At 68.9% G+C, this 21,967-nt stretch carries 27 protein-coding genes; 5 read left to right on the top strand and 22 right to left on the bottom strand.

The annotated features are described in order from the left end of the window. Positions 1 to 61: 61 nt before the first annotated feature. Both ACH0CP_RS06355 and ACH0CP_RS06350 read left to right on the top strand, forming a co-directional pair. Entirely contained in the window at positions 62 to 844 is a 783-nt protein-coding gene (locus tag ACH0CP_RS06355) for an SDR family NAD(P)-dependent oxidoreductase (RefSeq protein WP_294443549.1), read from the top strand. A 215-nt stretch (positions 845 to 1,059) separates the two neighbouring features. Continuing rightward, the gene (locus ACH0CP_RS06350; protein ID WP_294443547.1) at positions 1,060 to 1,503 is read left to right on the top strand and encodes a thioesterase family protein; all 444 of its coding nucleotides are present in this window, start codon (positions 1,060 to 1,062) and stop codon (positions 1,501 to 1,503) included. A gap of 63 nt (positions 1,504 to 1,566) precedes the next feature. Here the strand turns inward: ACH0CP_RS06350 and ACH0CP_RS06345 are convergent, their stop codons facing one another. After that, entirely contained in the window at positions 1,567 to 1,839 is a 273-nt protein-coding gene (locus ACH0CP_RS06345; RefSeq protein WP_294443546.1) for a CsbD family protein, read from the bottom strand. 70 nt (positions 1,840 to 1,909) lie between these two features. Then, entirely contained in the window at positions 1,910 to 2,692 is a 783-nt protein-coding gene (locus tag ACH0CP_RS06340) for a crotonase/enoyl-CoA hydratase family protein (protein WP_294443545.1), read from the bottom strand. Between the two features lie 124 nt (positions 2,693 to 2,816). On the opposite strand from ACH0CP_RS06340, the gene ACH0CP_RS06335 reads away from it, so the two are divergent. After that, complete coding sequence (locus ACH0CP_RS06335; RefSeq protein ID WP_294443544.1) at positions 2,817 to 3,254, top strand: PaaI family thioesterase; 438 nt, start codon at positions 2,817 to 2,819, stop codon at positions 3,252 to 3,254. Beyond that, the gene (locus tag ACH0CP_RS06330) at positions 3,251 to 3,631 is read left to right on the top strand and encodes a PaaI family thioesterase (protein WP_294443543.1); all 381 of its coding nucleotides are present in this window, start codon (positions 3,251 to 3,253) and stop codon (positions 3,629 to 3,631) included. Before ACH0CP_RS06335 ends, ACH0CP_RS06330 begins: the two co-directional genes overlap by 4 nt. Here the strand turns inward: ACH0CP_RS06330 and ACH0CP_RS06325 are convergent. The 20 genes from ACH0CP_RS06325 to ACH0CP_RS06230 all read right to left on the bottom strand — a co-directional run bounded on the left by ACH0CP_RS06325 (position 3,615) and on the right by ACH0CP_RS06230 (position 20,247). Next, positions 3,615 to 4,763 carry a PQQ-dependent sugar dehydrogenase gene (locus tag ACH0CP_RS06325; protein WP_294443575.1) on the bottom strand — a complete coding sequence of 383 codons (1,149 nt, stop codon included), beginning with the start codon at positions 4,761 to 4,763 and terminating at the stop codon, positions 3,615 to 3,617. The two genes, ACH0CP_RS06330 and ACH0CP_RS06325, sit on opposite strands and share 17 nt — an antisense overlap. A gap of 47 nt (positions 4,764 to 4,810) precedes the next feature. Beyond that, positions 4,811 to 5,266, bottom strand: a complete 456-nt coding sequence (locus ACH0CP_RS06320; protein WP_294443542.1) for a VOC family protein — start codon at positions 5,264 to 5,266, stop codon at positions 4,811 to 4,813. Positions 5,267 to 5,830: 564 nt separating this feature from the next. After that, positions 5,831 to 6,940, bottom strand: a complete 1,110-nt coding sequence (locus ACH0CP_RS06315) for an OmpA family protein (protein WP_406875444.1) — start codon at positions 6,938 to 6,940, stop codon at positions 5,831 to 5,833. Positions 6,941 to 7,053: 113 nt separating this feature from the next. After that, the gene (locus ACH0CP_RS06310; RefSeq protein WP_294445194.1) at positions 7,054 to 7,557 is read right to left on the bottom strand and encodes a DUF2793 domain-containing protein; all 504 of its coding nucleotides are present in this window, start codon (positions 7,555 to 7,557) and stop codon (positions 7,054 to 7,056) included. 14 nt (positions 7,558 to 7,571) lie between these two features. Continuing rightward, positions 7,572 to 9,695, bottom strand: a complete 2,124-nt coding sequence (locus tag ACH0CP_RS06305; protein ID WP_406888453.1) for a phage tail protein — start codon at positions 9,693 to 9,695, stop codon at positions 7,572 to 7,574. Continuing rightward, positions 9,695 to 10,105: a peptidoglycan endopeptidase gene (locus tag ACH0CP_RS06300; protein ID WP_294443216.1), complete on the bottom strand. Its 411-nt coding sequence runs from the start codon at positions 10,103 to 10,105 to the stop codon at positions 9,695 to 9,697. Before ACH0CP_RS06300 ends, ACH0CP_RS06305 begins: the two co-directional genes overlap by 1 nt. Then, positions 10,102 to 10,902 (bottom strand): DUF2163 domain-containing protein, encoded by an 801-nt coding sequence (locus ACH0CP_RS06295; RefSeq protein WP_294443218.1) that lies wholly within the window; start codon positions 10,900 to 10,902, stop codon positions 10,102 to 10,104. The genes ACH0CP_RS06300 and ACH0CP_RS06295 overlap by 4 nt, the downstream gene beginning before the upstream one ends. Beyond that, a complete protein-coding gene (locus tag ACH0CP_RS06290; protein WP_294443220.1) occupies positions 10,899 to 13,160 on the bottom strand; it encodes a DUF2460 domain-containing protein in 2,262 nt (753 codons plus the stop codon). Before ACH0CP_RS06290 ends, ACH0CP_RS06295 begins: the two co-directional genes overlap by 4 nt. Further along, on the bottom strand, positions 13,160 to 13,732 hold the full coding sequence (locus ACH0CP_RS06285; protein ID WP_294443221.1) for a tail tape measure protein: 573 nt from the start codon (positions 13,730 to 13,732) through the stop codon (positions 13,160 to 13,162). The genes ACH0CP_RS06290 and ACH0CP_RS06285 overlap by 1 nt, the downstream gene beginning before the upstream one ends. Continuing rightward, positions 13,725 to 13,919 carry a phage tail assembly chaperone gene (locus ACH0CP_RS06280; protein ID WP_294443223.1) on the bottom strand — a complete coding sequence of 65 codons (195 nt, stop codon included), beginning with the start codon at positions 13,917 to 13,919 and terminating at the stop codon, positions 13,725 to 13,727. The genes ACH0CP_RS06285 and ACH0CP_RS06280 overlap by 8 nt, the downstream gene beginning before the upstream one ends. Next, the gene (locus ACH0CP_RS06275; protein WP_294443224.1) at positions 13,916 to 14,227 is read right to left on the bottom strand and encodes a gene transfer agent family protein; all 312 of its coding nucleotides are present in this window, start codon (positions 14,225 to 14,227) and stop codon (positions 13,916 to 13,918) included. The genes ACH0CP_RS06280 and ACH0CP_RS06275 overlap by 4 nt, the downstream gene beginning before the upstream one ends. Then, complete coding sequence (locus tag ACH0CP_RS06270) at positions 14,224 to 14,631, bottom strand: phage major tail protein, TP901-1 family (protein ID WP_294443227.1); 408 nt, start codon at positions 14,629 to 14,631, stop codon at positions 14,224 to 14,226. The genes ACH0CP_RS06275 and ACH0CP_RS06270 overlap by 4 nt, the downstream gene beginning before the upstream one ends. 2 nt (positions 14,632 to 14,633) lie before the next feature. Then, complete coding sequence (locus ACH0CP_RS06265; protein WP_294443228.1) at positions 14,634 to 15,017, bottom strand: DUF3168 domain-containing protein; 384 nt, start codon at positions 15,015 to 15,017, stop codon at positions 14,634 to 14,636. After that, positions 15,014 to 15,568 carry a hypothetical protein gene (locus tag ACH0CP_RS06260; protein ID WP_294443229.1) on the bottom strand — a complete coding sequence of 185 codons (555 nt, stop codon included), beginning with the start codon at positions 15,566 to 15,568 and terminating at the stop codon, positions 15,014 to 15,016. The genes ACH0CP_RS06265 and ACH0CP_RS06260 overlap by 4 nt, the downstream gene beginning before the upstream one ends. A 63-nt stretch (positions 15,569 to 15,631) precedes the next feature. Continuing rightward, positions 15,632 to 16,636 (bottom strand): phage major capsid protein, encoded by a 1,005-nt coding sequence (locus tag ACH0CP_RS06255; RefSeq protein ID WP_294443230.1) that lies wholly within the window; start codon positions 16,634 to 16,636, stop codon positions 15,632 to 15,634. A gap of 101 nt (positions 16,637 to 16,737) precedes the next feature. Beyond that, entirely contained in the window at positions 16,738 to 17,121 is a 384-nt protein-coding gene (locus tag ACH0CP_RS06250) for an HK97 family phage prohead protease (RefSeq protein ID WP_365928106.1), read from the bottom strand. Further along, complete coding sequence (locus ACH0CP_RS06245; RefSeq protein WP_294443232.1) at positions 17,109 to 17,417, bottom strand: DUF6127 family protein; 309 nt, start codon at positions 17,415 to 17,417, stop codon at positions 17,109 to 17,111. Before ACH0CP_RS06245 ends, ACH0CP_RS06250 begins: the two co-directional genes overlap by 13 nt. Continuing rightward, complete coding sequence (locus tag ACH0CP_RS06240) at positions 17,414 to 18,505, bottom strand: phage portal protein (RefSeq protein ID WP_294443233.1); 1,092 nt, start codon at positions 18,503 to 18,505, stop codon at positions 17,414 to 17,416. The genes ACH0CP_RS06245 and ACH0CP_RS06240 overlap by 4 nt, the downstream gene beginning before the upstream one ends. 42 nt (positions 18,506 to 18,547) lie before the next feature. Next, positions 18,548 to 19,831, bottom strand: coding sequence for a DNA-packaging protein (locus tag ACH0CP_RS06235; RefSeq protein WP_406875545.1), 1,284 nt, complete (start codon positions 19,829 to 19,831; stop codon positions 18,548 to 18,550). Positions 19,832 to 19,845: 14 nt separating this feature from the next. Next, the gene (locus ACH0CP_RS06230; RefSeq protein WP_294443235.1) at positions 19,846 to 20,247 is read right to left on the bottom strand and encodes a hypothetical protein; all 402 of its coding nucleotides are present in this window, start codon (positions 20,245 to 20,247) and stop codon (positions 19,846 to 19,848) included. A gap of 461 nt (positions 20,248 to 20,708) precedes the next feature. On the opposite strand from ACH0CP_RS06230, the gene ACH0CP_RS06225 reads away from it, so the two are divergent. Further along, positions 20,709 to 21,935, top strand: coding sequence for an NAD(P)/FAD-dependent oxidoreductase (locus ACH0CP_RS06225; RefSeq protein WP_294443236.1), 1,227 nt, complete (start codon positions 20,709 to 20,711; stop codon positions 21,933 to 21,935). Positions 21,936 to 21,967 lie beyond the last annotated feature (32 nt).

The raw sequence follows: 21,967 nt of genomic DNA, 5'->3' as shown, positions 1-21,967 counted from the left end.
TCGCGGGGACGCCCTTGTGCCGCCGCCTGTGCGGGGCAACTCTTCGGGAGGGGAACCACCAATGAAGCTCGACAACACCATTTCCGCCGTGATCACCGGCGGCGCGTCCGGTCTCGGCGCCGCGACGGCCCGCCTGCTCGCCTCGAAGGGCGTGAAGGTCGCGCTGTTCGACCTGCAGGAAGAGAAGGGTGAAGCACTCGCCCAGGAACTCGGCGGCGTCTTCTGCAAGGTCAACGTGACGGACGAAGCTTCGGTCGACGCCGGTTTCGCCAAGGCCCGCGAAGCGATCGGTCAGGAGCGGATCCTCGTGAACTGCGCCGGCACCGGCAACGCCATCAAGACGGCGAGCCGCAGCAAGGAAGACGGCTCGATCAAGCACTTCCCGCTCGATGCGTTCAACTGGATCATCCAGATCAACCTCGTCGGCACCTTCCGCTGCATCGCCAAGTCGGCCGCCGGCATGATGACGCTCGATCCGCTGCCGGATGGCGATCGCGGCGCGATCGTCAACACCGCGTCGGTTGCGGCGGAGGATGGCCAGATCGGCCAGGCGGCCTATTCGGCGTCGAAGGGTGGCGTCGTCGGCATGACCCTGCCGATCGCGCGCGATCTCATGAGCGAGGGCATCCGCGTCAACACCATCCTGCCGGGCATCTTCAACACCCCGCTGCTGCAGGGCGCGCCGCAGAACGTGAAGGACGCGCTCGCCGCTCAGGTTCCGTTCCCGAAGCGCCTCGGCGAACCGTCGGAATATGCCGCGCTCGCCACGCTGATGATCGAGAACGGCTATTTCAACGGCGAAGACGTTCGCCTCGACGGCGCGATCCGCATGGCACCGCGCTGAGCCGCAGGGAGTCGGCGCGCAGCTCGTGCGCTGACTCTCTAGGCCGACCAGCGCAGCGTTCGCTGCCGCGCCTGACGTCACGGGACTGGCTCCCGTGACGGACCATGAAAGACAACACCTTATTCCCCGGCGAAGGCCGCGCCCACAGACGAGCCGCTCGTCCCGGGCACGAGCCTCCGCCGGGGAATTTGTTTCAGCTCGACAGGAACAGCATCATGTCCCGCCCTGCCGCTTGGCGCCTCGATCCCGCCTCCTATCCGCAGCACGAGACGAAGCAGACCCGCTTCCAGGATCTCGACACGATGGGGCATTTGAACAACGTCGCTTACGCCTCGCTGTTCGAGGACGCGCGGGTGCGCACGAACCAGCGGCTGGGCCGCGTCAATCGTGGCAAGATGGCGGAAGGTACGTTCCGCGCCGTCGTGGCCCGCAACGAGATCAACTATCTCGCCGAGGGCACCTTCCCCGAAGATGTCGAGATCGCACTCGGCATTGGCCGGATCGGCAACCGCAGCTTTGAGATGCTGGCTGCGATGTTTCAGTCCGGAAGCTGCATCGCCACCTGCGACACGACGATCGTGATGACCGATCCAAAGGGCGTCAGCCTGCCCGCGGAGTTTGTGGAGCGGCTGAAAGAGATGCGAGTCAAAGGCGAATGAAAAAGCCACGCGGGCAACTGCACCCGCGTGGCTTCTTCCTTAGCTCAGCCTGCTCTGTGTTCGTCAGCGCTGTCCGCGCAACGTGCCGAGGGTCGCAAGCCCAAGCACGCCGACCAGCGCAGCCGTCGCCCAAGGGCGTTCCTTGGCGAAGGCCTTTGCCTTGCCCACCGCCTCTGGCTGCCCGTCGGCGCCCGGCGCCATGGCTTTCTGAACCGCGCCCTTCAGCTGGTCGAACATGCCGCCAGCCTGCATGGAACGGTCGTTGGTGGCGGCACCAGCAGTTTCCTTGATCTTGCCGGTCACGGTGTTGATGTCGCCGGTCAGTGCGTCGGTCATGGCGATACTCCTTGGATGAACGATCCGGCTATCAACCAACGACCGACGCTTTGGTGCCGTGGAACGATGCTTAGTCGGCAAACACCGGCGCACGCTTCTCCATGTTCGCACGCACCGCTTCCACTTGGTTGGGGGAGCGCATCAACTTGATCTGCTCGTCGCTTTCCGCCTGCAGCATGGTCGCGGTGTCGCCGTCGGCCATCAGGTTGATCAACCGCTTCGATGCCTTCACCGCATCGGGGTTGCGACTGGCGATCTCGCGCGCCAGTTCGAATGCCGCGGCTCTTGGATCATCGGCCACCCGCGTGACGAAGCCATAGCGTTCCGCCTGCTCGCCGGTGAACTCGCGCGCACTGTACGTGAGGTCGCGAAGCACGTCGTCCCGCGCCAGCGTACGCCACAACGCCAGCCCGGCCATGTCCGGCACCAGACCCCAATAGGTCTCGCGGATCGACATCCGCGTGTCCGGTCGCGCGATACGGACGCAGGCACCGGACATGATCTGGAAACCGCCGCCGAGCGCCACGCCGTGTACCGCGGCAATCACCGGCATCGGCAGCGATCGCCAGCCCCAGGCAACGTTCTGCGCCGTATTGGCCAGGCCATGGCTACGCCTGCCCAGATCGTTGCCTGATCCCCCGGCCGCCATAGAACCCATGTCGAGCCCGGCGCAAAACGCCCGCCCTTCGCCGGAAAGGACCGCAACGCGGACCTCCGGCATGCCGGTCAGTCGCTCAAGTGCAGAATTGATCCCGGCGAACATCGCCGGGTCGAGCGCATTCATCTTATCCGGGCGGTTCAGCCGCACATCGGCGATGCCGTCCTCCACCGTGATCGTAACGCGCTCGTCCATTCCACCTCTCCCGAGAACTGATACGATCGACTTAGATGACCCGCGCAACGGCATCAATGCCGCTCTTCATGGCGTCGGCCGCGCGGCGTTGCGATCGGCGGAGGCTGGTGTAGAGCCGTCGCCCATGAGCATCAACGCGGCACTGGCCGGCTTGCCCGGCATGGAAGACGTGCGATTTGGCGGTCACGGCGGCCGCCTTGGCATCGATTATCACGCGCATGGCGAAGGCTGGGTCGAGTTGACGCTCCCCTATTCCGAAGAGATCATCGGAGACGAGGACAGCGGCGTCATCGCCTCTGGCCCGATCTTCGCGTTGATGGACATTGCCACCAGCCTCGCCAGCATGCGCCGGCTCGGTCGCTTCGTGCCGCACGCAACGCTCGATCTGCGCGTCGATTACCTTCGCCCCGCCCGCCCCGGCCACACCGTCATCGGCCATGGCGAATGCTATGCATTGAAACGGTCGATCAGCTTCGTTCGCGGCCAGGCCCATGACGGCGACCCCGACGATCCTATCGCCCATGTCACCGGCACCTTCATGTTCCTGGAGCCGCAGGCATGAAGCTGCCGCCCTATGCCGATCTGCTCGGCGCAAGCCTCGAATGGGAGGACGATCGGCCTGTGCTCGCAATGCCGTTCAGCCCGGCCGTGCTCGGCCGCCCCGGCTTCGTTCAGGGCGGCGCGATAACGGGGCTGCTGGAGGTCGCCGCGATCGCGGCGCTTCGCCACCAGCTTGAAGCCGACGGCGGCGGCCGGGTGAAGCCGATCAACGTGACGGTCGATTTCATGCGCGGCGGCCGGCAGCGCGTGACCCGCGCCGCCGGCGTCGTCACTCGGCTCGGCACCCGCATCGCCAATGTGGAGGCGACCGCCTGGCAGGATGACCGTACCAAGCCGATCGCCTCGGCGCGGATGAACTATCTTATCGTGCGGGAGTGAGCTTGATCAGCCGGCCCTGCGATCCCTGCGCGCCGTCCTCCAGCACGTAGATCGCCCCGTCCGGCCCCTGCTCGACCTCGCGGATGCGGGCACCCATGTCGAACTGGTCGCCCTTGCGCGCATTGGTGCCATCAAGATCAACGCGCACCAGCGACTGGGACGAAAGCCCGCCGATGAAGGCGTCCCCCTTCCACTGCGGGAACAGATCGCCGGAATAGACCATCAGCCCGCCCGGCGAGATCACCGGGTTCCACCACACCTTCGGCGCTTCGAACCCGTCGCCCGGGTTGTGGTCCGGGATCGGACGCCCGTCATAATGGTCCCCGTTCGATACCTTGGGATAGCCATAGTTGCGCCCCGGCAGGACAAGGTTGAGCTCGTCGCCGCCCTTCGGCCCCATCTCCTGCTCCCACAGGTTCCCCTGCGCGTCGAAAGCAATGCCAAGCAGGTTGCGGTGGCCATAGCTCCACACCGCCGGGTGGAAGCCCTGCGCGGCAAGCGGATTGCCCGGTGCCGGCTTCCCGTCGAGCGTCAGGCGAAGCACCTTGCCGAGCGTGGCCTTTGGATCCTGAGCAGGATCGAACTTCTGCCGCTCGCCGTTTGTGAAGAACAGATACTTGCCATCCGGCGAGAAGGCGATCCGCCCGGAATAATGGCCGTTGCCTTCAACGAACGGCGTCGCCCGGAACAGCTCCTCGATCTGCTGCAGCTTGGGGCTGCCGCCCGTCTCATCCAGCACGCCACGCGACAGGACCACACCCTTGCCGCCCGGCCCAGCCATCGACCAGCTGAGATACACGCGCTTTGAGGTGGCGAAATCGGGCGCCAGCACCACGTCCATCAGTCCGCCCTGTCCGGCGCTATCCACCGGCAGCGTCGCGATCGTGGAGCGCGTCTTGCCGTCCGCGGATACCAGCAGCAGGCTGCCCGCCTTCTCCGTCACCAGCATCCGCCCATCGGGCAGGAACGTCATCGCCCACGGCGCGTCGAAATCGGCGACAACGGTCTCGACGAACGGCTTGGCTCCGGCGGTCGTCGCGGCAGGCGCGTCCCCCGCGTTCGACATTCCTTGCGGCTCGGCAGAGCAGGCGGTGGAGGCCAGCAGGCTGGCGACGAACAAGCTGCGCAGGATCACGTTTTCTCCCTGGATAATCTGGTCAGCGACATCGCTGCATTCCGTCACTTGGTTCCCGCAGGCAAGCGCCCCGGATGCTCGGCATCATTCTTCCACAATCCTGGCGTGGCCAATTCGAGCACATGGCCGTCGGGGTCCTCGAAATACAGGCTACGCCCACCTGCCGGCCATTGCACCTCATGCGTGATGCGGACATCATTCTTCACAAGATGCGCGCGCCACGGCTCGTAGGCGTCATCCGCAATCGCGAAGGCCATGTGAAGCGGCCCGCTGCCGTCGTGTCCAGGAATGGTCCCGCCCGGGATCTGCACATCTTCGATTGATTGGCTACGCGCGAACACCAGCAACACGCCGCCGCGCCCGGCATCGAAGGCGGTCAGCCGATCGCTCTCGATCATCGGGGCGAGGTTCAGGACATCACGGAAGAACCGCGCGGCTCGCGCCATGTCGTCCACATAGAGCGCTGTCTCCAGCAGCCCCGAAATCCTTGGTGTATTCATCCTACCCCTGTCTGCGCCACGGCCCCGCTTTAGGTCTCGCCCAGCCGGAATAACCAGCCAAGCCGCCGGAAGCTCCGTTCTACCTGCCGCATCGAAGCGCGCGGGCGACGATCGACAGTCGCATGCGCGCTATCTGACATCCTCCCGCTACGGCCCGGCAGACGCGCTGCCTATGGTCGATCTCCCAAGATGATGACCGGAACCAATTGCGGCGTAACGAACACGTGCGCCAAACCGAATGGGGCCGGTCGAGGGGCGAGATGGGCAAGGAGGCGAGAACGGGGACGGCGGCGCCTGACCATTCATCCTCGGTGCGGCTTATCGGCCTGACGAAATCAGCTCGCCCTTGTGCTTGCTTCCGCTGACCGCAGGAAGCGTCACGCCACGCCTCCGAGGCCAGCGCTGCAAAAAAGTCACGCTACTTCAATGGCTAGGAGCACAGTTCAACCGAGCGGCAACATTTTCCACGAGGTTAGTTACTGCGCGCCCCGAAACAGTAACACAAAAGAAAAGGGAGGCCGGCGAACCGACCTCCCCAATCTTTCAGCCTTGTAGGCGTCAGCCTTACTGACCCGCACCCGGGCCGTAGGTGATTTCCACGCGGCGGTTCTGCACTTCGCGCACACCGTCGGCGGTGTCGACGCGCGGGCGGCTTTCGCCGAACGCTTCCGTCGAGATCACGCCATCCGGGATCGAACGCGAGGTGAGGTAAGCCTTCACCGCGTCTGCACGACGCTGCGAGAGACCCACGTTGTACGAGGCCGAACCCGAGCGGTCGGCGTGGCCGGCCAGCATGACCTGCGCGTTGCCGCACGACTGGTACTGCGTGACGGCGTTGTCGAGGATCGACGAAGCCTCCGGAGTGATGTCCGACTTGTCCCACTCGAAGAAGACAATGAACGGACCCGGCGAGCAGACCACTTCCGGCGGCGGCGGCGGCGGCGGCGGGGGGGGAGGCGGCGGCGGCGGCGGCGGCGGCGGCGGCGGAGCAGCCGGTTCGCCGAAGTTGTAGGTCAGGCCGCCCAGGATGCTGTGCGAGCGGAACCGGCCCTCGAAGCCACGGTTCAGCACGTCGACCAGCTTGACGTTGTCGGCGTTGAAGAAGCGGTACTTCAGCGAGACGTCGACATTGTCAGTCAGCGGCGCACGGACACCCGCGATACCCTGCCAAGCGAAGACGGTGTCCGAGTCGTTCAGGAAGCTTCCGCGCTGGTTGAGCGCAACGCGTGCCTTGACCCGCGCCACACCGGCACCACCGCCGATGAAGCCCTGGATGCCGTCATCGTCACCGAAGTCGAGCAAGCCGTTGACCATGAAGCTGAGCGCCGTGGTACGGCCGCCAGCGAGGTCGAAGGTGTTCGGAGCGGCGATGCCGTTGTTGAACGGCGTCGGCAGGCTCGACGCGTAGCTGTCGAGATCAGCCGACTTGTACGCGACTTCCGCTTCCAGGCGGAAACCGCCGAAATCGTAACCAACGATGCCGTCAGCGTCATAGCCGTAATCGCTATTGACGGTGCCGGTGCCGGTGGTGGTGGGCGTGGAGATGTCGTAGGTGATGTCCTCGACGATCATTCCGCCGAACTCGGCGCCCACGTACCACGCATTGTCGCGGGCGAGTGCAGGCGAGGCGAGTGCGGTGGAGGCGAGCGCCAGTACTACGGCAAGCTTCCGCATCTTAGTCCCCTTTCATCAGTGTCACTACGGACAAGGCAAACTCCCTATCGAAAGCTTGGTTTCCACGCAAGAATACAAAAGGCGAGACCTGTTGCCGAAGTGCCACACCTTTTTTAGCGGCCTATCAAGCCATGCTCTTGCAGCGCAGAAAGAACGCTGCCCAGCACCGCCCGCGCCTCCGCATCAATCGTGCCGCCCCCACTCGGGTCCGCGATCGCCGGCTGGCGCTCCGACAAGACCTGAACGCCGCCGAGGAACAATGCGCTCCCCTGCAATGCACCGATCACCCAAGTGTTTCCATCGAACCGCGCTGGCATGCCGTCGTCGCGCCGTGAAACGCTCATCCCCGCAATCGCCGCAAGGAACCGCCAGCCGCCCTGCGTCCAACCGGCGACGGCATTTGCTCGGCCCGCCCACGCCCCTACGGGATCGCTGCCGACCACCCAGCACGCGCCCGTCTCCGGTGCATCAGGCGGATCGTTCCGGCCGATCGAGATCACCACCGGCTGCACGGCAAGGTCGAGCCGAAGCAGCGCTTCATTATGGTCCATCTCCTTCTGCGCCTGACCGGCGTGCAGCAGCGGCAGGCCCAGGCGAGCAGTCCGATCATCGGTCATGGAACCAGTCCTTCTTAGAGAATGATCTCGGCCGCGGCGGAGACGCCGTGGGTGCCGCGCTGGCGGACAGAAACCCTGGAGCCCGCGCTCACGTATTGCGCGTCGAGGAGCAATGACGGTGTCGATGTTTCGAACGTCGCCGTTTCGCCACCGGCCTCCGTCACCGTGACGAGATACGCCTCCGCTTCCTCGCCCAGCGCCGCATCCACGCCGTCGCGCCACCGCCAGTCCGTCCGACTGCGCCGCCGCCATTGCAACATGGTTCCCTCGGCCACAGCCGCGGCGTGAAGCCGGACGGGTGCCGGCGGCAGAATCGACGCACCGCTCAGCACGACTTCGGCAGATGCGGGAACCATGTCGCCCGCCCCGCTTGCGTAGAGAAGCACACGCCCGCCCGGTGCAGCGTCAACCGCGAGCCGCCTCGCCGCGGCCTGCTCGATCAACACGAAGCGCGCGTCCACTGCGATCGGCGCGGGCACTGTCCCCCGCCGCCCGCGCCACAAGTCGCTGAGTCCCCACGCGCCGCCCTCGATCATCCGCGCCCGGCCGAACTGCACCAGTTCCTCGCCCACCAGCGCCAGGTTAGCTCCCCGGTCGAGCGCCGCGGCATCGGCATCACCCAGCATCATCGCGCCGTGCGCCAGCTTCACCCGGATCACCGCCACGCGATCCACGATGGTGGCCGGCCCTGCGGGAACCGCTGCGATCAAGCTGCCGACGATCCCCGCCGCCGCCGTGCCGCCAGCCGGGCTCCACGACGCGCCATCATCGACACTGTATTGAAGCGCCGCGCGCCGCCACCCCGCCCCGGTTCCGGCCGCCACGATCGTCACGCTCGGCGCGCCGGGCACGAACTCGCCCATCGGCGGCAGTTCCGCAGCGTGTAGGATCGTGGCGCCGAGCGGGTTGTCCCGTGCCCGCAGCACCCGCCCGGGGCTCGCTGCCAGGGCCGGCAACGCCGCCGGCGCCAGCGCGACAAGGTCAAGCGCCACCTGATGCCGCTCCAGCGTTGTTCCGCGAAGCCGCCAGCGGCCGCCGCCCTCACCCGCGATTGTCACCACCTCGCCGGGCAGAACTTCGATCATCGTCAGGTCACCGGTCACCCGGCGCGTGCGCCGCTCGCTCTCGACGCGCGCCAGCATCCGTTCGGCCGCCCCCCTTGCCGCCGGGGCGGGCAATGCGGCAGCGATCTCCACCTGCTGAACACTGCCAGAGCGCTCCGGCCGCGCCGCGCTTTGCACCCCGATCTGCCAGTCACGTTCTGGATCATAATGCGCGACGCATACCGTCGCCGGCGCCTGATCCGCCGCCGCGATCCGCCGCATCGGGCCCTCGTCGGTGATCACCCGATCCGGGCTGTCGCCCGCGCGCATCGTCACACCGCCCGCCACCGGGCCGAACCACGCGCCGGACATAGCGGCCAGCGCCTCGACCACGTCGCGGACGGAATCCCCGTCGGCGGCAAACCCCGCCAGCGGCATCGCGGCTTCAGCCGTCACGATCGTCCCACCGCCAAGATCCTGCGCGATCCTGCCGACGGGCACATCCTCTTCGTCCGCCACCACCTCGAAGGTCAGCGACGGGATGCGATTGCCGAACGCCTCCAGCGGCAGATCCTCGAACACCACATAGGCAAGGCCGCGATGCGCCGGTGCCCGGCCGATCCCTTCCGCGCTCGCGATCAGCGGATCGGCCTCCTGCGCCTCGTCGCCGTCATGCAGCCGGAAGCCGGTCTTCACCTTCCAGTCGTCCGCCGCGCCGCGCAGCAGGTTCCCGTCCGCCCAGATCCGCCCGATACGCCGCACTCGACGGCTCGATATGGCGACCGCGAAGGACACCGAATAGCTGTAGCTCGTGACGCTCGGCTGCCCCTTGCCCCCGCCCCGCTCGCCGCGATGCTCGATGAGGTCGGTTGACCAGATCACCTGTCCCGCCACGCGCATCCGGCCGTAGATCCTCGGGATCGATCGGCCATAGCTCGACGTCTGCACCGCCAGATCGGCAAGGCGCGGCCCCTGCCGCCCGCGTGGCTTGAACAGCACCGCGCCGTCCACCGCCCGGCCGAGCGTGGCGCCAAGCGCCGCCCCCAGCGGTCCGCCGACCAGTCCGCCGACGGCCGTCAACACCAGCGTCGCCATCAACCTGCCTCCTGTTCATTGCCGGCGATGCGCCAGGCGCCCAGCATCGGCCACGGCGGCACCCCCGGGCGCTCGGCGACGCGGCGAAGGCCGGCATCGGCGTGGACGAACCCGTTCCCGACATGGATTGCGAGATGCACCTGCCCGGGTCCGCTGCGGCACAGCAGCACATCCCCCGCCCCGATGCCCGCGCTTGGCACCAGCCCATCAAAACAATTTCGGAACCGCGCGACATCGCCGCTGCGCAGTGGGTATCCTTCCGGTACCGCGCCCTTATGGCCGCTCGCGCGCAGCGCCAGCGCCACCACGCCGACGCAATCGAGCCCCGTCGCCGGATCACGCCCGTGGAGCCGAAACGGTACCCCTACGAGCCCCCGCGCCGCCGCCGCGACGCGTTCTCCGCGTGTCACGCGCCCGGATAACGCGTCAGCAGGTCCATGCCGGGCAGATACGGCTCGCCGCGGAAGTTCGCGGCATTGTCGAACCGCCCGCTACAGGTCGCCAGGATCTTGTCGCAGCCTTCCTGCACCTCGACCAGCATTCCCGGCGTGACGGCGACCGGCGGCGGCGTGCGCAGCAACACCGTCGCCCCTTCCGACTGCGCGATCGCACTCTCCAGCCCGCATGCCTCGCCACCGAACCAGCGCAACCGGCCACCGCCATAAGCGTCCGCGCTCGGCTCCACCCGGTCCAGCGTCAGCAGCCCGCCCGTGGCTGCCACCACCCGCGCGAAGCGCCGCCGCCCCGCCATTGGCACGCGGCAGCGGTGGTCGCCCAGCATTGCGCGACAAGCCGCGCTCGTCACTTCCGTCGCCGGGCGGTCCAGCCGAGCCGCAACGCCGCGCAGCTCGGCCGTGAAGCCGGTCTCGTCGATCTCGATCGCGCCGATCGTACCTTCGCCCAGCGACACTGGCGCGCCAGGGATCGCCCAATCTACCGCGGCAACGCTCACCCGCGCGCCGTCCCAACGTCCGATCGCCAGATCCCGCTCGGTCACCGCACCCGCTGTCAGCGCCCCGCGCGCCTCCATCGCGGCCCCGTCCAGCCCGTCGCCGCGCTCGATCGCCGACGGCGTCATGCCGGGCGCTGCACGATACAGCTGCCCCTCCACGATCAGGTCGCGGTCGTGATCGGTCAGCCCGATCGTCACGCCATCGCGACGCGACAGCAACCACAGCATCGCGATGGTCGAAAGCCGATCGCTCATGCCTCGCGCACCTCGACCAGCGGCACCGACGGCGCCGACCCGGCCAGGAAGGTCGCGCGTGCGACGATCAGCTGATCCTCGGCAAACCGCACCGCCACGTCGAAGATGTAGGACGCCGCGATCACCGCGCCAGCAGCCGGCGCCACGTCGAGGACGATCATGCCGCCCGCTTCCACGCTGAAGCCGTGCTCCGCCGCGCCATCCACCGTCACCGCCACGCTGCCCGCCACCGGCCGCGTGATCCGCCGCTCCGCGCCTCCGTAGTGTTTTACCAGTGGGAAGCGCCGCGTCACGGCGTCGCCTCGGCCGATCACCTCGTCCTCCCCGATCGAATCGAACGGGTCACGCAGCCGAAAGGCGCGCGCCGGCCCCATCCGCGCGCGAAAGAAGCCCAGCAACGTCGCGATATCCGCCTCGCTGCGCACGCCCGGCCCGGCATCATAGCGCGTCCTTGCCGCCGCCCAGCTCGCGTTGCGGCTCTCCCGCCCGCCGGCACTCGTCACGATCGCGGTGGAAAAGCCGGGGCTCACTTCCGCCTCGCGGCCCAGCTCCAACGGGAACAGCACGTCGTCGAATGCTTCCACCTCATCCTCCCCTTGCCGCTCGTCCCAGTGAACGAAGCCGTCGCGCATCACCTGCGGCAGCGCCCATACATGCGCCCGCCGCACCCCGCGCCGGCGCGCCGCATCCGCCGCCGCATCGATCGCCGGCCACTGTCCCCTGTCCTCCGGCCGCAGCACGAAGCCCGAGAAATAATCCTGTCGCTCGGGTGGATAGCCAAGCCGCGCACTCGCCAGCGCGACGCCCGCCGCGGTGGAGGCGGTATCGCCCGCCACCACCCAGTCGTAATCTTCCAGCTGCAGCACGTCGAAGGCCGGGCTCGCCCAACCGAGCGGCATGTTCATCCGCTTCGCTTCCGGCGCTTTGGCGTCCAGCACGGTGGGCAGATAGGTAAGCAGCAACGTCTCGCACGCCGGGTGCACCCCCCGCACCGCCTGGCACAGCGCCGCCGTCGATCCGGCGAGCATCGCACCTGCCGTATCGAGCGTCGCGCGCTGCGCCGCAGATTGCGGGCCGTTGACGCTCGGGATCGGCACTGGCGCGAAGGCCACCACGGCGGCCGCATCGTACAGGCAGGGGCGCCCGTCCGCCTTCACCCACCACCAGGGTTCCCCCACCTGGAACTTCGCCGCCAGCCCGGCCGCCGCGCCGATCCCGACGAACGCCAGTGCGATCGCCTGCAGATAGGCCATCGCCGTCGCATTGGCCGGCGACAGCAGGGTCGAAGGCGGCTCCCACCCGGTCAACGCCGGCGCGCCTTCCGCATCGCGCTGCTTCCACGCTTCCGGGCAATGCGCGTCGAACAATTCGTACGAGAGGGACCAGATCACGTCATAGCCAAGCTGCGTCGCGCCTTCGGCAAAGCCACGGTGCCAGGCGACACAAGGCGCATTGAGCGTGCCGGTGACCTTGAGGTCGCCGTCGAGCCGGAAATAATGGCTCATGCCCACATAATGGACGATCGCCCCGCGGTACCCGAGGTGAAGCATGGTCCGCAGCACACGCGCCGGCGTCAGGTGATACGTGTCGTCATAGCCATTGGCGATCGCCAGGCCATGTTCCGGCAGCACCGCCTCGCCGATCGCCAGCACTGATCCCGGTCCGTCACACCGGATCGCGCTAAGCTCCGCCCAGCCCTCAGCCGGCGCCGCCAGCGGGCGATCGCTTTCGTCATAATCGGGCGCGACCAACGACAGGAACATGCGATCGACGTCCCCAGCCCACACCGGATCTGCTTCCGCCGGCAGCTGGAAACCGCCCACGACGTTCGCGAAGTCGATCGACACCTGGGCATCCTCGGGCGTGCCTTGGGCATAATTCCACAGCCGCACGTACCAGGATCGCGCCACGCCCGCGGCGTCGCGCCCCTCGATCGTCAGCACCGGGCCGTGCGTGGCGTCCAGCGGCCGCACGCCTGACGATTGCCAGCGGAACGACAGGCGGCAGCGGCGGAAATCGCGCGCTGTCTCATACGCCAACAGCGGGTGATCGTGGCGGTCCTCGGCCGCCCAGATCAGCCCGGCGAGATCATTCTTACGATAGAAGACGCAGTCGACGCGCATTGCGTCCGGCGCGCTCGTCGTCACCGCCGCCATCATCGGCCGCGGGAAATTCACCGTCCAGAACCGCGGGTCGAAGCGCGTGATGACGCCTGCTTCATGGTGCGCGCCGCGCGCGGCGACGAGACAATGGCCCATCAGTCATCCGCTCCTGCAAGCGCTGCCCGCACGGCCCGCGCTACCTGCCGGCTCGATCGGGCCAGCGCAGCCGGCGCTGCCTCGCTCGCGGCGTTGACGGTGATGTTCACCCGCACGTCGCGTGGGGTCCCGCTGCCACCGTTTGGCATCACCGATCCGGCCGCCGTGGGCACGAACAGCTCCGGCCCCCGCTCCCCCACCCAGAACGGCCGCCCCGGCGATACCGGCCCGCCGGTCGCCCGCCCCGGTGCGCCGATCGCCCCGATCAACGCGGACAGCAGCCCGGCCCCCGCCGGCTGCGCCCCGCCGCCGAGCACGCTTTCGATCCCGGTCCGCAGCGCGCCCGCCGCAATTTGGTCCAGCACCGAAAGCGCCGCGCGCTTCAGGTCCTCGAATCCCAGCTTGCCAGTCCGCACCGCGCGCGAGAGCGTCGTCTCGATCGCCCGCCCGGCGCGGTCTGCTCCGGTCGACAGCGGCCCCTCCAGCGCGGCGCGCATCTCGGCGACATCGCGCGCGAAGCCGGCTGTGTCGGCCCGCACGCTCACCAGCATGCGGTCGAAATCCTCATCCATCGGGAAATGTCCCCTTCAGCCGCGCGATCATCGCGCGATCGGGCGGGGCGGACTGCTCCTCGCCGCCCAGCGCCCGCACCAGCGCGCTCAACTCCGCCGGCGTCGCCTGCCAGAACAGGTCCGGCGACCAGCCGAACGCCACGCCTGCGCAGCCCGCCAGCCGCGCCGCGTTTTCCGCGAACGTCACCGTCCTGCCAGGATCTGGCCCAGCAGCAGCCTCAGCGCCGGCATCGCCGCGGTCAGCCCCTGCGCCGCCACTGCCTCGCCCAGCGAATCGCGGGTCAGCGCCGGCGGTCGATCACGCAGGCAGTGCCAGAACAGCGCCACCAGCTCGCTGAGCGCCATCCGCCCCTCGGCGGCCCGCTCCACCAGCGCGAACAGCGGCCCAAGCTCCTCCTCCGCCGCCACCAGCGCGGCAAAGCTCGGCCGCAGCACCAGCAGCTCCCCGGCCACCCGCAGGTTCGCCTCGCCGCGGGCTAGGTTCGCCGCGCTCATGCGGCCACCACCGCGCCGGAGCTTTCGAGGTTCACGGTGTAGCTGCGCTCGCCGTTGAAATCCCCGGCATAGTCCAGCCGCGTCACTAGGAACCGGCCGGTCAGCGTCTCGCCGCTTTCGAAACTCAGCCGATAATCGTCGATCGTACCGGCAAGCGCATTGGTCTTCACCCGCGTCTCCGCCGCCGATCCGGTGAACACCCCCGCCGCCGACACGCTGACGCTGCGCGCGCCCGCGCCCGACAGCAGCTCGCGCCAGCCGCCCGATCCCTTGTGAGTCACCACCACCGCCTCGCCGTTGATGCTCAGCTGCGTCGTGCGCATGCCCGCCACCGTCGCGAATGCCGGCGTCGCGCTGCCATCGCCCACCTTCAGCAGGAACGCCGAACCCTTCTCCACCGCCATGCCTATTCCTCCCGATAGAGTTTCACCGCGAACTCGCTCGTCGCGGTCCAGCGCTCGCCGCCGCCCGCCCGCGCGATGCGTCCGCGCACCAGCCGCAGCGCGACGACGCGCCATCCCTCGCCGATCGCGCCGGACAGCGCCGCCACCGCGCCTTCCGCTGCCGCCATCAGCATGCGCAGCCGCACCGGCCGCTCGCCGGCATCGTGCAGCACGATCCGCACCCGCCCCTCGCGCCCGTCGATCCCCGCCCCGCCCCAGCGCGCCAGCACCGGATCCTCGACCAGCCCGTACGGCAGCGCCGCTCGCACCGGCGGCGCATCGTAAGCGGTGACGATCTCCTTCAGCGCCGCCACCATCGCCGCCTGAAGCGGCACCGCGGCGCTCAAGCCCGGGCCTCCGCCGTCAGCCGCATGCGGCGATAGGGCCGCCACAGCGCCGCGACCGCCGCCGGCGGTGCTTGCCCCGCCTCGCGATCGTTGAAGAGGTGCGCGATGAGCAAGCCAACGCCTTGCGCGATCGGCGCCGGCACCCCGGCCCAGTCATCCGCCAGCCCCGCCGAATAGCTCACCGTCACCCGCCCCGCCGCACCTGACGCAATCACGCGCACCCATCCGCGCGCCTCACCATCCACGTCGACGGCAAAGCCCCCTGCCGGCAGTGCGAACGCAGCGCCGTCCGCCGGCAGGCCGGCCACATTGCTGATCGCCCGCACCGGCACTGCCGACAGCAGCTGCCAGTTCCCCGCCGCCGCCGGCAGCACCTCGGCCAGCCCTCGCGCTATCAGCAGCGTGCCGGTGAACGCCTCCGCCAGCGCGATCGCGCTCGCCGCCAGCCGCTCCAGCAGCGCCTGCTCGCCCGTGCCCTCCAGCCGAAGCAGCACGCGCGCCTCCCCCACCGCCGCGGCAATCGCGGCGGACGGCACCTCCGAAACCGTCATGAACGTCTCCCCGGACGATCCAGAACAATCCCCTCCCGCCGATCGGCGGGAGGGGCACCGGCATCACGCCGCGGCGAACTTCATCACCTTGATCGCCTCGCTGTTCGAAACGCAGCCGCCGACGCGCTTGGTGGCGTAGAAGTTCACGAACGGCTTGTTGGAGTAAGGATCGCGCAGGATCACCGTCTCCTGCCGCTCGGCGATCAGATAGCCCGCACGGAAATTGCCGAAGGCAATCGACAGCGTGTTGGCGGCCATGTCCGGCATGTCCTCGGCCTCCACCACCGGATAGCCGAGCAGCGTCGCCGGCTGCCCGGCCGACAGGCTCGGCTGCCACACGAACGCGCCGTCACTGGTCTTGAACTTGCGGATGCGCGCCAGCGTCGCCGCGTTCATCACGAAGCTCGCGCCCTGACGGTATGGCGCGCGCAGCGCCTGGACCAGGTCGATCAGCCGCTCCTGCGGATTGCTCCCGAAATCGCCCGCCGCGCCGGCCAGCACGTGCTGCAGCGTCCCGAAGGGGCGGGTCGCATCGCCGATCGCCGCGGTCGGCTGCTGCAGGAAGCCCTTGGGCCGGTTCGTCCCGTTGCCGTTGACGAACGCCGCCCCTTCCGCCTTGGCGAACTCCGCGGCGATCTCACCGGCCAGCCACTCCTCGACATCGAAATTGGCGTCGTCCAGCATCGCCTGCGTCGCGGAAGGATTGGCATAGAGCTCGCCCATCGGCGGCGCGATCTCGACGAAGCTCGGCGTCGCCGTCTCAGTGCGTGCGCCGTTCTCGGCCGCCCAGCCCGATGGTGTGCCGCCCGTCGTCACCAGCTTGCGATAGCCGGCGCTGCCCACCTTCACGACATTGGCGATGCCGCGGATCGGCGATGCCGCCTTCAGCGTCGCGTCGATCGTCGCATCGATCTCCCTGGGCAACGTATAGCCGCCCGCATCCCCGCTCAGCCCGGAAAAGGCCTTCATCTCCATCACCGCGCCGCTGCGCACGAAGCCGGCGAACGCCGCATCGCCCACTGCCGCCGCACCCTCGAGCACCGGCCGTGCCACCACCAATTCGCTCATGCTCTTCTCCCAACAAGAAAATCCTCCCCGAGCTCGCTCGGGGAGGGGGACCATCCGGCAGAGCCAGACGGTGGAGGGGCGCCCGCCACGGGCACCCGACTTCAGATCTCGAAAACTGCCTCGACGCGCGCCGCCGCCTGCATCGGCACCGCCACCAGGCTCACCTCGATCAGCCGCGCACGCAGCACTTCGCGCCACGCGCCCTGCTGTGTCGCCAGCGCGCGATAGCCGACGGAAAGGCCGCGCAGCGCCCCGCAGCGCACCAGCCGCGCCACCCGGGGCTCGATCACCGCGCCCTCGATCCACAGCCCGCGCGCATCCTCGCCGATCGCCCAGATCTCGCCAACAGGGCTGCCGCGATGCTGCATCAACAAGGGTACCGGCCCCGCGTCGGCAAACACGCCGCGGCGGAACACGTCGCCTGCGCGGTCCACCCGGTCGAACACCGCGGCAAAGCCCTGAAACCTGAGGCTCAACTCACCCACTCCCCGAACCCCAGCTTCACCGCCAGCACCGCCAGCACGAGCGCGGCGATCCAGCCGGCAAACGCCTTCCACGCCGTCCGCTTCGCGTCGCGCCACGCGGTCAGCAGCTCACGCAATTCGGCCAGGTCGCGGGTCGCGGCATCGTCGGCCAGCCCCAGCCGCCGCAGCGCGCGGGTCGCGCCAAGCTCCCCCGCTTCCTCGATGATCGCGCGCAGCGTCGCCATGTCGGCGCCGGCCGCCGCGCCCTGCGCGATCAGCTGCGCCAGGATATTCCCGCTTCCGCCAGACCTTGTCATTGCGCCCACCCCACCATCTGCCGTTTCTCGTCGGCGGAAATGAAATCGGCGGCGGACACCATCGCCCACAGCCGCTCGCGATCCTCCACCAGTGCCGGCACGCGATCGGGATCGATCTCGATCCGCGCCTCGGCGAACTGCTCGCCCAGCCCGGCGGCAATCGCCCCGAACACCGCATCCGCCAGCGGCAGCACCGTCAGCCGCCACAGCGCGCGGTTGGCCTCGCGATAATTGGCGTAGGTCGCGTCGCCCGGCAGGCCGAGCAGCATCGGCGGCACGCCGAAGGCCAGCGCGATCTCCCGCGCGGCGGCGGATTTCAGCCCGACGAAGTCCATGTCCGCTGGCGACAGGCTCAGCGCCTGCCACTTCAACCCGCCTTCCAGCAGCATCGGCCGCCCGGCATTGCCCGCGCCCGCGAAGCCCGCGTCCATCTCCTCACGCAGCCGCCGGAACTGCTCTGCCGACAGCGCGGAGCCATCGCCCGGATCATAAACGAGGGCGCCGGACGGGCGCGCCGCATTGTCGAGCAGCGCCTTGTTCCAGCGCGCCGCGGCATTGTGCACCGCGATCGCCGCCGATGCCGCGCCAAGGCAGCCCAGCCCATAATGATCGTCCAGCGGGTGGAACCCGCGCACATGGATGACCGCATCGGGCGCAATCTCGCTCACCCGCCCGGCAACCGTGTAGCGATACAGCGCGGGCCACCCGGCCGCATCGAGCGCCATCGACATCCGTTCGGGGCGCAGCGGGAACAGCTCCGCGACCGCCCCGTCGGCATCGCGCAGCATCTGGATGAAGGCATTGCCGTGCAGCAGAACCTGCGCCGCCACCACCTCGCCCAGCCGCCGCCCGCCCGTCTTCTGCGTCACCAGCGCCAGCAGTTCAGGATCGCTCGCGTCGAGCGGCGCGGATCCCACCGCCTCCGCCACCAGCCGCACCGCCCGCTGCGCCACCGCATTGCCGAGATAGCCGGCACGCACCTGCGCATCATAGCCTTGCGGCCAGTCCCCGCCCGCCAGCGCCTGTCCCCCACGCGACAAGGCCGGGCGCGATCCCTCGCGCCCGGCCTTCCAGCCGAACCATTTCATCTGTCTCTCCCGATTGCGCGGCGCCCGAACCGGCAAGCCACGCTACACCGTTCGCACCGAAGCCTTCCCGCGGCGCCCCAGCATCAGCTCGGTCAGCGCCCAGACCAAAGCGTCGGCGCGGTCGGGGGATCGCCCCGGCCCTTCATAGCCGCCGCCCGTCACCAGACCGCAAAGCTCGTCCTCCAGCCCGGGGAACGCGCCGACATGGCTCACCCGTCCCCGGCGATAGAGCGTCGCCACGGGTTCCGCGCGCGCCACCTTGCCGCGGCTCGCATGCACTAGGCTCACCGGCAGCGTATCTTCCGCCGCCAGCAACACCGATTGCACCATCGCGCCGCCCTGGTTCGCCTCGGCCACCACATGGTCGGCGCCGTGCCGCGCGACGCAGGCCGCCACCGCCGCCGCCCAGACTTCGGGCGTTGCCCCGACGATGCTGGCATCCTCGATCACATAGCCGCGATCATCCTCGCCCAGCGCCACCGCGACGATCCCGCACGCGTCGCCGCCGACGCCCGCCGGCGGATCGACACCGACGACGATGCGCCGCACCGCCGGCATGCTGGCCACACGCGCAGCCTCGATCACCGCCCGCGTCCACAAGGCGCCGGCGACATCCTGGATCAAGTCTCCGTCCAGCTCCTGCCGGCCCAGCGCGGTGCCGCCGTAATTCGCCTGCATCGCGTCGAGGAAGCTCAGCGGCAGGTGCAGATTGTCGACCGTGCGGCCAACCGTCTCCTCCACGTCCGGCCCGTTCCTCACCCGCTTCATCAGCGCATTGGGCCGCGGCGTCGTCGTCACCACCACCTTGGGCTGGTCGCCAAGCCGCATCGTCATCATCAGATTGTCCCACGCCGCGTCGCCGCGCCGCCACTTGGCCAGCTCGTCGCACCAGGCGATGTGATGCTCCGGCCCGCGCAGTCCTTCGGGCGAATCCGCCGAGTAGACGGTCGCGCAGGCGCCATCCGGCCAGCGCACCTCGCCGCGCGTCGGCTTCCACTCGGGATGCTCGTTCAGCCGCGCCACCGCCAGCAGCCCGCTTGGCCCCTCCACCATCACGCGACGCGCCTCCTCGAAGGTCGCGCCGACCAGTGCGATCCGCACACCCGGAATGTCGCGCACCTTCTGGCTCACCCATTCCGCGCCCGCCCGCGTCTTGCCGAAGCCACGCCCGGCGCGGATCAGCCACACCCGCCAGGAGTCACCCGGCCAGAACTGCCCCTTATGAGCGAACTTGTACCAGCGCCCGGCAAGCTCAATCTTGTGCGGCGTGCTGAGCTGGTCGAACACGAACTGGCGCTCGCGCGGCGGCTTGAGCGCCAGTTCCATCAACAGGTCGCGGCTCAATGCGCCTTCGCCCGGCGGGCCAGCCCGTCGAGCGCTCGCTGCAACACCGCGTCCGTCTCCGCCCGGGTCGGCAGCGGCTTGGCCCGCACCGCGATCTTCTTCGGCTCGTCACCCCCGCGGTGCCGCCCGAGCAGGCCGACCGCAAACTGCAGGTCTGCCGCCGAAACCCCGCGGCCCGCCGCTCCGTCGTCCCCCACCGCCCGCTTCACCGTCGCCAGCGCATGCTGCAGCAGGCCCGCCTCAAGCCGGTCGTAGGTGATCGCGATCGCCGCGTCCCAAGCTCCGGCAAACGCCGCATTCTCGTCGCGCCAGCGATAGCAGATCGCCACCGCCACGCCTGCCGCCTGCGCTGCCGCCGTCACGCTGCACGTCTCCGCCAGCATGCTGACGAACTTCACTTGCCGTTCCCTGACGCGGCGCCCCGTGCCGTTCGGCGCCCGCGGTATCCGGGATGCGCCACCACCGCTCCTGCGCCGCGGCGTCCTTCCGCTGGAAACCCGCCCTCCCGAAGCCCGATCCTTCGACGCCCGCCCGTCCGACGCTTCGCCCATCGCGCCCTCCCCTGTCTTGCTGCCGGCCGCGCGCAGCAGGCACCCGGCCACCGCCCGCACGCCATCCGCCGCTTCGCTGTGCCCCAAACGCCGACGGGCCGGGAGCATCGGGGGCCCATCCCCCGCGCTCACCGGCCCGTCGGCTCATTGAAGAAGCAAGCCTTCAGCCGCCGCTTGCACTTCTCCAATGTTCCTGTTTTGTACACAAACAGCGTGACGCTGTCAAGCACTATTGCACGCCCCTTCAGGCTTGCCCTCGCGCCCGTTGGCTTGCAGGGAAGCGCGTAAAGAGGACTGAGGGGAGCGCGATGCGCAGTTTCGATGTGTTGATCGTCGGCGCCGGCCATGCCGGTGCCCAGGCCGCGATCGCGCTGCGTCAGGCTAAGTTCGACGGCACGATCGGCGTGATCGGTGCCGAGCCCGATCTGCCCTACGAACGCCCGCCGCTCTCCAAGGAATATCTCGCCGGCGACAAGACGTTCGATCGCATCCTGATCCGTCCCGAGGCCTTCTGGCAGGAACGGGGTGTCGAGATGCTGCTCGGGCATGAAGTCACCAGCGTCGATCCCGCCGCCCGCACCGTCACCACCGCAGCCGGCGGATCGTTCGGCTACGAGCATCTCGTCTGGGCCACCGGCGGCAGCCCGCGGCGCCTCACCTGCGCCGGCAACGATCTTGCCGGCGTCCACACCGTGCGCACCCGCGCCGACGCCGATCGCATGATGGGCGAGCTTGCCGGCGTCGATCAGGCAGTCGTCATCGGCGGCGGCTATATCGGCCTCGAGGCCGCGGCAGTCCTCGCCAAGTTCGGCAAGAAGGTCGTCCTGCTCGAAGCGCTCGACCGGGTCCTCGCCCGCGTCGCCGGAGAGCCGCTCAGCCGCTTCTACGAGGGCGAGCATCGCGCCCACGGCGTCGACGTCCGGCTCGGCGTCGCGGTCGATTGCATCCTCGGCGATGGCACCCGCGCCACCGGCGTGCGCCTTGCTGATGGCGAAGTGGTGCCGGCGCAGATGGTGATCGTCGGCATCGGCATCGTCCCCGCCGTCGCCCCGCTCCTCACCGCCGGTGCTGCTGGCGGCAACGGCGTCGCGGTCGACGCGCAATGCCGCACCAGCCTCGCCGGCGTGTTCGCGATCGGCGATTGCGCGCTTCACGCCAACGGCTTCGCCGACGGCGCCGAGATCCGGCTCGAATCGGTGCAGAACGCCAATGATCAGGCGAACGTAGTGGCCAAGTCGATCACCGGCCAGGAAGCCAGCTACAATGCGGTGCCGTGGTTCTGGTCGAACCAATATGATCTGAAGCTCCAGACGGTCGGCCTCTCCACCGGCCATGACGAAACCGTCCTGCGCGGCGATCCTGCGACCCGCAGCTTCTCGCTCATCTACCTGAAGCAGGGCCGCGTCATCGCGCTCGACTGCGTCAATGCGATCAAGGATTACGTCCAGGGCCGCAAGCTCGTCGAACAGCGCGCCCAGATCGCCGCCGATCGCCTCGCCGACGCATCGGTGCCACTGAAGGAACTCGCCGCCTGATCGCTCCGGGCGGCGCAACGTCACGCTTTTGC

Origin of the sequence: Sphingomonas sp. 179-I 2A4 NHS (assembly GCF_045369135.1) — a bacterium.
Taxonomy (GTDB): domain Bacteria; phylum Pseudomonadota; class Alphaproteobacteria; order Sphingomonadales; family Sphingomonadaceae; genus Sphingomonas.
The sequence above is the reverse complement of the archived record's forward strand: the minus strand, read 5'-3'. Positions and strand labels throughout refer to the sequence as shown.